Here is a 12,395-nt window from a genome sequence, read left to right as displayed (position 1 = left end):
ATCTCCTTGTCTGCAGTTATATGGTATCAACTATCAACTCCGTACCCTGATTAATTATTTGAATCTGAATTGCAAGTTCTCTAATCGTAGGGGCATTAACTAATGTTGCAGTTCCCAGATCTCCATTGACTAAATGTGACTTTTTAATTTTATCAATCAGCATAATCGCCCTTAAACTATCACCTCCGGCTTTAAAAAAGCTGATATCTCTTGAATACTTTGCGGAACCGAGTACCTCTCTCCATAATCTTTCTAATTCTTCCTCTATAGCTCCCTGCGGTTCTTCATAGCCTGCCGCGGATTGACGTTCCTTTAAAAACAGTTCTGTTACCGTTTTACGGTCAACTTTACCGTTTGAATTTAACGGTATAGATTTTCCATATTGATATTCGGACGGAATCATATATAGAGGAAGGTAGGAACTAAGCGATTGATTTATTATGCTGTCCTGAATCAGCTCACTATCCGGGTCGTTTTTAACGATAAACGCGCAAAGTTTTTGGCTGCCGCCTTCCGAAATTATACAAGCAACAGAACTCTTAATACCTTCTGTCCTGTTAATTGCTACTTCAATCTCACCCAGCTCAATCCGGTACCCTCTGAATTTTACCTGCGTATCTTTTCTCCCCAGGAATTCAATTGTTCCATCATTCCAAAACCTTCCCATATCACCGGTTTTATACCATCTTATGTTTTTAAATGATACAAACTTGTTATTCGTAGTGGTTTCATCTCCAACATAGCCCTTTGCCACTCCAATACCGCCAATCCATAATTCTCCCGGCACCCAATCAGGGCAATCTCTTCCCTTTTGGTCAACAACTCTGTATAGCTGTCCGTCCAGGGGCGCTCCATATGGAATTGATACCCACTCTTTAGGAACAGGCAGCTTCACACGATAATAATTAGACCATATAGAACCTTCGGTCGCTCCACCCAGAGCTGTTAATTCAGAATTTGGAGCAACGTCCGTCAATTTTGCCGGTAGATCCGTACCAATCCAGTCCCCGGACAACAATACGGTTTTAAGGGATTGCAATTTTATTTCCTCTGCCTGTGCCTGTTCCAGAAGCATCCGTAATAGAAAAGGTACTGAATTCCAGCAAGTTATGCTATATCTGGTGACTAAATTCAACCATTGGGCAGCATCTGTTTTACTTGCTTCATCCAACATGATAATGGTTCCGCCTATCCCAAGAATACCAAATATATCATAAACCGATAAATCAAATTCCAAAGAAGACACCGCCAATAAACTATCTTTTTCGCTGATGTTACATTTTCTGTTCACATCACAGATTGTATTCATGGCTGAAGAATGGGAAATTTCCACGCCTTTGGGTTCCCCTGTAGTTCCAGAGGTAAAAATAATATAAGCACTGCTGGAAGGATTCACTGGTCCATCGGCAGATACCCCCTCCTGCTTCACCCGGTCATTTACATCAATGATTTTCACCCTGTTTACCTTTGAATGATAGCCGTGAGACACCATATATCTTATATCAGCGCGTGACATAATCTTTTCGATACGCTTATCCGGTTGGTTCATTCCGATTGGCACATAACACGCACCCAGCAATAATATTGATAATACCGAGATTATCTGCCCTGCTCCTCTGGGCAATCGCACAGCCACCCTGTCTCCAGGCTCTACACCTGCCTGTTTTAATAAACCCGCCAATTTCTCCGCTTCTTTGCACAACTTATAATAAGTCCAGGTTCTGCCGGTTCCTTCAATAACGGCCGTCTTGCTGCGGCGGTCTATTGCATTTCTAAAAACCTGGTCATGCAGACAAAGGTTCTGTTTTTCTCCAATTTCATTTATGCCTTTATATCTTTCTGTAAATTTTGTCTCGGATATTACAGGAAGCTCTTCTCCCCATTTATCAGGATTAGATATGGTCCATTGTAAACACTCTATATAGGCATTGAACATCTCCTCGATAAAGCCTCCCGGGAATATATCCTCCACCGTGTCCCACGAAAGTAAAATACCTTCCGGAAATCTCATAACCTGGAAATCAATCAAAACCTGTGGTGTCTGCGAAGAAATATATTCTAATTTACCGAAACTCCCCGTAAAATCATCAGTAATGATTGGTTCCATACAATCACAGGAAAATACGACTGGCGCCACAAGCTTTTGCGTTGGCCGTGACCTTAGTATATCTCTTATTATTTTCACACCGGAATAAGCAGAATGTTCCAGTGCTTTCAAAAAGGATTCCTTAATGCCTCTTGCCTTACCAATGAAACTCCTTTCTTCAATGTTCTCCACAGAAAGCAAGAGGATATTGGTAAAGTCAGCCACCACATTCTCAGCCTCCGAAGGTCTGTTGAACAAAGGTATATTCATCAAAAAATCGGATTGATTGCTGTATCGCTCTAAAATCTGCGTATAAATGGTTAACAGAATCATTGCTGGTGTGATCTGGTTCTTCGCGGCATTTGCTGTAAGCCCGTCCCAATCCGGTTTCTTCAACATAAAATTTCTTCTTTTAAATACCGGTTTCTTTACCGATTGATACGCTCTCTTTAATGGCAGTTCCGGCGCTTCCGGCAGGGTATCAGAGTATTTTTTCCAATAAGTGGCCGCGTTTCGGTAACTATCATCATTTTCTTTGCGGTTCATAAGCCTTTCAAGAGAATACCGCGATTGCAGTTTCTCAAATGAATAATCATTGTATAACCTTTCTAAATCCGAAAAAATAATCTTTATGCTCTTTAAATCCGCGACCAGCAAATCAATGCCAAAATGCAAGACAGTTTTGTTCTTGTCTATCACTGATAAAATGAGTACTGCCACTTCACCTCGTTCAACAGCCAATACCTTATGGCTGTACTCATTCCTTACCGATTCCAGTTTCTCTTTCTTTTCCGTTTCACCTAATTGTTGTAAATCATTTATTATGATACCGGCATTATATGGATTATCCTGAATAACCTGGGTACCACTCTCCAAAAATTTTGTCCGGAGTGATGGGTGCAGATATTGCACTCCTTCCCACGCCTTTGATAATCTCTGCCGGTCAATTTCCCCACAGTCAAACTCAAAATACAGATAGCACGAAATTCCTCCCAACACCTGGTCCGGATTTCTGCCCACCCAATACGCATACTGAACATCAGTAAGAGGGAATTCCATCATTTCTGGCTGGCTCTCATCGATCTCCTTTTTATATTCAGTGCTGGAACCCTGACTTTTTATTATTTCCCACCATTCAGCCAGATATGGTTTTTTCAGCAATTCAGAAACGCGGACCTTTATACCCCTTCGTCTTAGTTCGCTGGAAATCAGCATTATCTTTAAAGATTCAAATCCGGCTTCAATTAAATTCACTTTTTCTATATCTGCAGTATAAGAATATTCACCAATCTCTGCTGCAAGTTGGCGCAGTTCTGCATATGTAATTTCCGATTTCATATTTTCTCCTTTACCGCCGTGTTTTTTGCAATCTCCCGCAACTTTACCCGGTTAATCTTTTTTACCGAAGTAAGTGGCCACTCGTCAATTTTCACAAGCTGATCCGGTAGCTTATATGTTGCCAAACCTTTTTCTATAAGAAACTTTCGAATGTTTGACAAATTAATTTTTTCATCCGCAGTCATGATAAAAGCACAGATTCTTTCCCCCATAAGAAAATCCTCAACACCTACTACAACCGCCTCGTCAATATTCGGGTACTCGCTTAAAAACACTTCAATCTCTCTTGGTTCTATTTTCTCACCGGACCTATTTATTTCGTCCGTAATCCTTCCCAGAACCTGATATCCATATGTGGAGTCCCATCTTACTTTATCTCCAGTTCTATAAAATCCATCCGGGGTAAACTTATCTTTCATGCCGACTTCCTGATTATAATAACTTTTGATGGTGAACGGTCCGCGAATTACCAGTTCCCCTTCTTCACCATGCGGTACGTTCATGCCATTCCCATCTATAATCCGGATTTCTTCACAGCCAGACACCGAATAACGGTAGCCTACCGCATCGCCAAGATTACTGCTATCATAAACACTATACAGGGCCAACCCTTCCGTTGCCCCATAAAGCGGCAAGATCTCGCATTCCACCTTTTCAATCAATTTTGTAACAAGGTTCTCGTCAACTAAGGAACCTCCAATAATGATTTTCTTGATGCTGCTCAAATCATATCCACAACCTTGATTCAGATACTGATTCCAAATCCGCGCCAACGTCGGAACTAAGGCTGTAATTGTAATGTTTTCTTTTTCGATTTGAGTAAAAATATCATCGCAATCCAGGTTATTACATAAAACAGCTTTTCCCCCTGCAAAAAAAACATTCAGAATCCCGGGTGAATACAGCCCAACCTTATGTGCTATCGGCAGACAAGTCAAATAACTGTCAGCGGACGTAAACTGGAATTTCTGATTATATCCATATATATGCCAATAAATCATTCTATGGGTGATTGGCACTAATTTAGGAACTCCGGTTGTTCCGCTTGACAACATAAGAATGGCTATGCTGTCAATCTCCTTGTTTTCATCATTAATAATTTCCGTGTCTTCTTCCAAGCCCTTGTCAATGTCCTCTACCGCGATTTTACAAAGATGCCTGCTTGCAGGCCACTGGTGAATTTTTAATGATAACTCGTCCTTATTGCAGAAAACCAATGTTGAAGCATTTGTCTTATCAAAAATACCCTTTAATTCATTCTCACCAAATAAAGAATTCGTAATAATTGGGATTGAACCTATTTTAATTAAACCCAGCAGAGCAAATACAAATTCTTTTACATTCGGTATTCGCAAAACAACCAGTTCGCCCTTGTTTATCCCGCGCTTTTTGAAATAACAGCCATACTGGTTAATTTTCTTTTCCAGGTCTCCATAGGTAATACGATTTGCGTCCTCCACTATAGCTATCTTAATTCTATTAGATTTAAATGTTTCTCCCAGCCAGGTGTCTATAGTTTTCTCCTGTGCCGGCCTCAATTTATTCTCATAGTTCATTCTCATTCCTCATTCCATATGCCAAGCATGCCTTATGGCATTTATCTACAGCAATTTGACAAATCCGCCAAATCTGATTACTGTATCTTTCACTGCTGATTCCGCCAATTTTCACAGAAAAAGAGGCAAAGTCTTTGTAAAGCCCACACCCGATTGCTTTCACATAAGCTTCTTTCGCTGTCCAATATTCAAAAAAGAGCTCGATATTATTTTGCCTGATAACAGCTGCTCTTTCTTCTGGTGAAAAATAGTATTCTGCAAGTCTTTGGTATTCCTGCATTTGTTTTATCTCCTGCACATCTACACCAATCGGAACATCACGCCCAAAAGCAAGCATTACAATCTCTCCCGAATGAGAGAGATTATAATTAATTGATAAACGTCTTCCAGAACAGCACAAATATGGTTTCCCAAAATGTCCACTTTCTATTTGTATATCTTTTGTCTCTTTGCCAAGATAAGATGAAGAAATCTTTTTCACAGCGATTCGTCCTAATGCACCTCTCATCATGTCTTCATACTTTACAAAGGATGTATATTGCTCTATTTCCTTCTCCTCCAATATTCCCCAGTTCTCTTTGACCCAATCTGTCATACTTCTCCAATGCAGAATCCAAACCTGTATTTGTTCCGGAGGAAGAGTATTCATAAAGCAGTGCCGTGAAGTGAATTTAGGACGAATAACTTTAATTTTCACAGTTTATAAACTCCTCAGTTTTTTCTTGAATTAACTTTAATACATTTTCCTCATCTTCTTTTATAAAGAAATGTCCACCTCTAAAAAGATAATACTGAAACTTGCTTTGCGCGTATTCAGACCACCTCTTTATATCAGTCAGGGTTGCTTCCTTATCTTCATTCCCGCCTATTGCTAAAACAGGGCATTTCAATTTTGATGGTGCCTCCGGATAATAGCTTTCGTCCAGAATAAAATCCGATCTGATTATGGGCATATAAAAGTTCAACAGTCTTTTATCCATTTTTATTTCTTCTGGAATACCGTCATATCGCTCCAAACCGACCATAAACTCCTTTTCTGTCAAATGGGATATCGGCTGTGGTTCCGGAATATGGGGAACTCTGCTTCCGGAAAATATTACCAGCTTTGCTATCCGGTTGTTGCTCTCAAGCATTTTTTCAACTTCAAAAACTATTTTTCCTCCCATACTATGGCCAAATAAAACAAAATCATTGTCAAACCTCATGATAGCGTCTACAACGTCTTTTACAAATGATTGCATATTCAGATACGGCTTCTCACCAATACGTTCTTCCCTTCCCGGCAACTGTATAGGGCATACCACGAGTTGCTTGTCAAAATATTGAATCCATTTCGCATAGAATGCAGCTCCTCCTCCTGCATATGGAAAGCAAAACATAATTGTACTTTTAGGGAAAATACCTTCCGAATTTTTAATCAATTTCCCATTGTATACCATACCTTCACCTCCTAAATTCCGACTAACCTGCCACCACCACTTATTTAAACCCAGCAACAAATAACTGCAATAACGGTACTGGACATTATCAAAAAAGCATCTTTTGCAGTCATACTTATAATGTAATAGCTATCTTTTTTGCATGGACTCTCAATTCCTCTGACTATGGCAGAAGAGGCCAGCTCATCTGCTATTTTCAGGCTTCTGAAAACCATAGGGACAATTGCATATTCCAGTGTACTAAGCGGGTGAAGAAGAACTGTCCTTATAGATCTCAAAAATCCTCTTACCTTCATAGCATCTTTTACTTCACCAAACTCGTGAACAACGGTGGGAGCAAACCGGAGCATAACAATTAAAATCAGCATAATATTTTCGGGAATTGGCAATTTTCTTATACTTGAAGTCAATTTGCCCGAAGGAATATGTACCAGTAAGCACACAATCATTGACGGCATCAATAAACGATAAAGCATATGAAACAGCAACGGCGATGGAAAAGAGATATGGTATTTTGTATTAATAGCCAGCCAAACCACCGACAGGATATATACTCCCAGCATCCCTAATCCCATCGTAAATAATTCAAAATAGCTTAACAGTAGAAAAAGCCATATCATATACAAACCATGTCCCAGCAAACTGGTGCTTAAGAAGGAAGTGAAGCATGCGCAGACAGCCAATAGCAACACTGTTCTGCCATCTATCTGCTCCACTTTTCTAATGTTACTATGATTCATAATCATTCCAAAATACCAGCTTTCTGAAAATGTCTTCTTAATAATCTCTGGCCAAACAGAACACCTAATACAGCAAGCAGTCCGGTTATTGCACATCCCAACAGCATCAGCCCTGGATGGGTTGACATTAAAAACTGCATATCTAAGGTTTCCTGTGAAAAGCCGCTATTTAGCGCCATTTCTTTATAACTATCCCATGCCCACCATAAAGGCACAGCGCAACCAACGAAGTTCCCAATACTGTTTAAAGCCCAACCAATCATATTGCGAACCGGCTTTCTGTATGTATTTTTTCCAATCATAGACAGCTCCGTAATAACTCCTACAACCAAGAAATACGGAAGTAAGAAGGCGTAACCCATAAGCGCCTGGATAAGGCCATACACAACCGCCCACACAAACAGCAACCCATGTTTGTTCACCCGGTTTGCCGCTACAAGGAAAAATACAGCTCCTAAAAAGCCGTCAATGGCGGCAGAACCGTATAAATACACTTCTGAAAATGGCAATGTGACAGCGCTGATCACCATCGCTATCATATAATTAATTACCAACATGGCTGCGACCGTGATCACGTCTCTGATACTAAACTTGCTTCCCTTTGTTTCACTCATATAAAGTTCCTCCTGTAAAATATGGTTTCGGTTAGTTTTCGCTAACCACTGGTTGTAATTTTAGCTTGTTAGTTTTGACTAACTCTATTGTATTTTACAGGATTCTTTTTATTATTTCTACCCCATTGAATGTGTATTTTTTTCAAAATAGCCCATTTTAACAATTTATTTAACGTCAAAAGAACACTTGACCATTCTCACTTTGATGAGAAATCAGCTTTATACAATAGACGAGCCACATCCATGTCTGTTCTTTTCTCATGTGTGAATGTCAATGAATTTTTGAGCCATGGCTCACTTTTATATTAGCATTCACACTCATGTAACTTTTATCCTTAAATCAATAAATGCCGCAGACTTTCAGGATAGATTGATTTACCATCTATTACCAAAAGTTCTGCGGCTTTAAATAACTTTTTCCGAAATAAGTTCTCTTTAGTCCTTGTAACAGATAATTTTTCTCTCAGCTCACTTCAAAGTATTTATTCATTTTTATATAGCCATTACCGAATCACCTTTTTCATGGGAGAAAAATTCCTGCAAAAGTTTTACAACCTCGTTATCCATAGACCGATGCCATAATATACGACCATGCTCAATAAACATAAGATATGTACAGTATTTGTATATCAGTTCGGGATCATGCGTTATCAGAAACAACGTTTTTTTCATTTCCTTTAGCTGTATTAATTTTTCTGATACCTCAAGCATATGTCGATAGTCTAATCCGCTGGTAGGTTCATCGAAAATAATTATTTCTTTTCCAGACGCAACGGCACTGCCATCGGGGTTTGCCGTTGCTTCGGATAAAAGGTGAAATGGATCTTCCGAAGCCAGCTGGGTATTGGGTGGTTAAATAGCCTATATTGCTTAATCGAAAACTACCAAACTCAGCAATATAAATATCTCCCTCTGTATCAAATGAGCTATATGGATTAAAATCAAACCCTATTATCGTCGAGTCTGGTGGAAATACAGTGTATGGTTTTGGTGGTATACTCGGATGTCCATGTAATAAGAATTCTGGCTGTACACCACCATCAGGCTTAAACCTTTCTAAAGTAACGGGTTCTCCTCCTGCATAATCAGGAAATCCATACCAAGTTCCCTCATTATGCTATATTCTTTCTATGACCATAGGATATATTGGACTTCGATATATTGAATTGTCCATTTCTTCACCTGTGCAAAATTCTTCCGGTGCTGTTATGCAATTCTGCTTTTTATGTTCTTCAAACAGAATCTTGGATGGTTAGAGATATTAGCAATCATTATTATATCTACTGGTATATTCGCCCTTGCTTTATTGGAAAAAAGAAGGAAAATCAAGCACTGGCTTTGAAATATAAAAATCAAAACCAAATTTTTCCTTTGAAAGTTTTGGTAATACTAAAAATTACAGACAATCATTTATTCCGATGAATTATATGATAAAACTTTTATCATAACAAACGCTGCTATTGGAATGCTAAGTACAATACCAATTGATCCTGTGACCACTATAATTAATTGTTGGAAAAATGCTTTGGAATTAATCAACTGTAAAAACGAATAATTCAACCTGTAGAAGCGGTTAATTAATAACATAGATTCACCCACACATGCAAAAAATAGCGTATTAACTGCAGTTCCGAGTATATCATATCCCATATGTAACCCTGCATAAAAGAGCTCCTCCATCTCGATTTTGGGATTATGACGAAATACTTCATAAACCCCAGAAGTAACTGCAACTGCAGAATCTTTTACTGCTCCTAAGATTCCTATTATAATAACTGCTGCAGCCACCTGCATCATATTGACATGAATGTTATTATCATAAAACGTTGTATCTTCTTCATAAATACTAATCTCATTGTATCCGCTGATTCCTGCGAAGGAGCTTAATAGAATTACAAGGAACAGTATCATCATGCTCACGATTATTACGACATAAAATGCAGTTCTTGTTTTTTCATTATTACCATTTTGATAAAACAATGTAACTCCACATAATGAAAAAGTCATAATAACAGTTATCACAATAACATTGAAACCAATCGCCATCAAAAAAACCGCTATCAATAAAATAACTGCATTTCCAAATAAAGAGACAAAAGATTTAATTCCTCTTTCCCCACCAATTGCTGCCATCAGCAAAGCCAGTATTATGATCAAAATTTTAATCACTTCCGACTCCTTTCTTCCTATATGCAAGTAACGATATTAATCCGGAAATCAGTATCGTCAAAACAATTCCTATTGAACCAACTAAAAATCTAATGATTTCAAGTGTCAAATACAATTCTAATATAATAAAAATACTAAAGCTGTTTTTCAATCTTAAAATCAGCATTGGCATACAGCCGGATATATAGGTAAAAAACAACACATTTATCATTGTTCCCATGACATCGTAAGAGATTTCCCGCATGGAATGTATTAATTCTCTATTTGTAATATCGGGTGTCTTTTTAATCACTTCATTTACAGATGTAGTCATAGAAATAGCTACATCTAAAATTGCTCCAAACCCTCCTATTAACGTACCTGCCATAAATATTTCCGGCAATTTATCCGCTCCGGAAATATAATTCTGCATCAGATATTCAGGTTCTTTTGTGTTTAGTAGGACAACTTTGTATATCATGTACAATATTATGATTGATATGGCAGAGGCTAAGATCGCAGTTATCGTTTGCTTATTCAATCCATTTGCCAATAATAATGAGCATATTCCAAATATAATGAGCATCGCAATACATAATTGTAATATATTTGTACCCTTTTCATACATGTAAAAAGCGCCTGCTACAACTCCTATATTAATTATGAGTGATATAAGCGAAGTAACTCCCCTTGTACCTGCCACTGCAATTATTAAAAAAATCAGAAACGAAAGTAACATAACTACATAAGTATCTCTCTTCTCTCCCAATACAGAAACGCTCAGGTTCTCTCCACTATCAGTCAGCTTTACAAAAAGACTCATCCCTCTTTGATACCTGTCACTTGTTATCCGTGAATAGGAATATCTGTTTTCAAACTCTACTACACTTCCCTGAAATGCTCCATTCATAACTTTTCCTATTATATTCTGTACATAATAGCATTCTTTTTCTGCATTTGGCCCATTCTTTATTCCTTCAACCTGATCAGTAACCTTTATTATTTTTATGATAGAGTCATTATACAACTCATAATCATATGCCACAAAAACATTAATTATCACTAAAACGATTACAAAAATGGAAAACACTGAAATTTTTCTTCTATACTTTTGGTAAAATTTATTCATTCTTTTCCCACCTATCATGAGAATTATACACTAACACAGTAATAATTAAAAAGGTATTCTAATATATTTTACAATTCATATAACCTGTTTACTGAGATTTTGTTAAGGAGATAAAATATGCTACGAAAATTAAGTCTTTTTCTTTTATTTGTAATGCTTTTGGGATATTGCATGATGAATCTATCTTTTAATATAAAAGATAATAACTATCTTCATGGCACAGTAATCGAGATTACTGAAAATGAATTAGATGAGATAAATATGGAACAAATACAAACAGTTAATATTCGTATAGATGAAAAAGGTTATAATAATAAAATGATTACTATAAGGCATATTGCGAATTTAACATATGCGAATCATATTGTAGTAAAACAAAATGATCAAGTAATAGTCTGGGTCGATGACAATGACATAGAAATGGAAAATTGTAGTATAATCTCATATGGAAGAGATAAATACTTAGTATATTTAATAGGGCTGTTTGCTCTTGTAATAATTATAGTAGGTGGTAAAAAAGGAGTATTTTCTATTATATCCCTAGCGCTTACAATGGCATTAATATTTTTTATGTTTTTCCCTGTAATTTTAGACGGAGCAGACCCTATAATGGCTGCTATTGCCGTATGTATTGCAGCCACCGGTATAACATTGTTGTCTATAGGTGGATTCTGCGAAAAAACATACTCTGCAATAGCAGGAACATTGGGCGGTACACTTTTTTCCATACTTCTGACATATGCCTTTGGATTTATGATGAACATTCAGGGCACACATGATGATGATATCGATTTAATCAGTTATAGTGTGCAGGGGGGCGGTCTTAATTTAAGAAATTTATTATATGCAGGTATTATTATAGGATTCTTAGGGGCAATTATGGATGTTTGTATGTCAATTTCATCTGCAATGGATGAAATATGTGACGCGAATCCTCAAATAACAAACACAAAATTATTTTTATCCGGAATGAACATTGGAAAAGATGCCATTGGTACGATGTCTAACACTTTAATTTTAGCTTATGTAGGCAGTTCGATGTATCTGTTATTAGTATTTTATATTTATGAACAATCATTGATCCAATTTGTTAATGGAGATGGAATAGCATCAGAAATTTTACGAACTTTTACAGGGAGCATCGGTCTTGTGCTTTCCATTCCAATTACATCGTTATCCTATTTATTCTTTAGAAAAAAAAGGGCTTATCAATCTAGAATATATTGACTTAATTTTTTGTCCGTTTTTTGACAGGCAAATCAATTATCTTATATTTTCCTTCTGACGAAGTTTCTTGCGAATGTTAACTGCAAAAATAACAGCTGGCATTTCGCCCGATTGTTTA

General features: G+C 37.4%; 9 protein-coding genes. 1 reads left to right on the top strand and 8 read right to left on the bottom strand.

What is annotated here, in order from left to right; all coding sequences use genetic code 11:
• Positions 1–16 precede the first annotated feature (16 nt).
• The 8 genes from V7D18_RS00790 to V7D18_RS00755 form a co-directional block, all read right to left on the bottom strand.
• Positions 17–3,424 (bottom strand): amino acid adenylation domain-containing protein, encoded by a 3,408-nt coding sequence (locus V7D18_RS00790; protein ID WP_426150492.1) that lies wholly within the window; start codon positions 3,422–3,424, stop codon positions 17–19.
• Positions 3,421–4,980: an AMP-binding protein gene (locus V7D18_RS00785; protein ID WP_426150490.1), complete on the bottom strand. Its 1,560-nt coding sequence runs from the start codon at positions 4,978–4,980 to the stop codon at positions 3,421–3,423. Before V7D18_RS00785 ends, V7D18_RS00790 begins: the two co-directional genes overlap by 4 nt.
• A complete protein-coding gene (locus tag V7D18_RS00780) occupies positions 4,970–5,677 on the bottom strand; it encodes a 4'-phosphopantetheinyl transferase family protein (RefSeq protein WP_426150488.1) in 708 nt (235 codons plus the stop codon). Before V7D18_RS00780 ends, V7D18_RS00785 begins: the two co-directional genes overlap by 11 nt.
• A complete protein-coding gene (locus tag V7D18_RS00775; RefSeq protein ID WP_426150486.1) occupies positions 5,667–6,419 on the bottom strand; it encodes a thioesterase II family protein in 753 nt (250 codons plus the stop codon). The genes V7D18_RS00780 and V7D18_RS00775 overlap by 11 nt, the downstream gene beginning before the upstream one ends.
• A gap of 44 nt (positions 6,420–6,463) precedes the next feature.
• Positions 6,464–7,159: an energy-coupling factor transporter transmembrane component T family protein gene (locus V7D18_RS00770; RefSeq protein WP_426150484.1), complete on the bottom strand. Its 696-nt coding sequence runs from the start codon at positions 7,157–7,159 to the stop codon at positions 6,464–6,466.
• Positions 7,160–7,161: 2 nt separating this feature from the next.
• On the bottom strand, positions 7,162–7,773 hold the full coding sequence (locus tag V7D18_RS00765; RefSeq protein WP_426150482.1) for an MptD family putative ECF transporter S component: 612 nt from the start codon (positions 7,771–7,773) through the stop codon (positions 7,162–7,164).
• A 1,410-nt stretch (positions 7,774–9,183) separates the two neighbouring features.
• The gene (locus V7D18_RS00760) at positions 9,184–9,942 is read right to left on the bottom strand and encodes a YibE/F family protein (protein WP_426150481.1); all 759 of its coding nucleotides are present in this window, start codon (positions 9,940–9,942) and stop codon (positions 9,184–9,186) included.
• Positions 9,935–11,050, bottom strand: coding sequence for a YibE/F family protein (locus V7D18_RS00755; protein WP_426150479.1), 1,116 nt, complete (start codon positions 11,048–11,050; stop codon positions 9,935–9,937). Before V7D18_RS00755 ends, V7D18_RS00760 begins: the two co-directional genes overlap by 8 nt.
• 117 nt (positions 11,051–11,167) lie before the next feature.
• Between V7D18_RS00755 and V7D18_RS00750 the strand changes: the two genes are divergently transcribed.
• Positions 11,168–12,277 (top strand): YibE/F family protein, encoded by a 1,110-nt coding sequence (locus tag V7D18_RS00750; protein WP_426150477.1) that lies wholly within the window; start codon positions 11,168–11,170, stop codon positions 12,275–12,277.
• Positions 12,278–12,395: the final 118 nt, after the last annotated feature.

The sequence above is a fragment of the Lacrimispora sp. 38-1 genome, from assembly GCF_049890855.1.
Classification (GTDB): Bacteria; Bacillota; Clostridia; order Lachnospirales; family Lachnospiraceae; genus Lacrimispora.
Note: the sequence above shows the minus strand (reverse complement) of the source record. Positions and strands in the feature narration are given on the sequence as shown.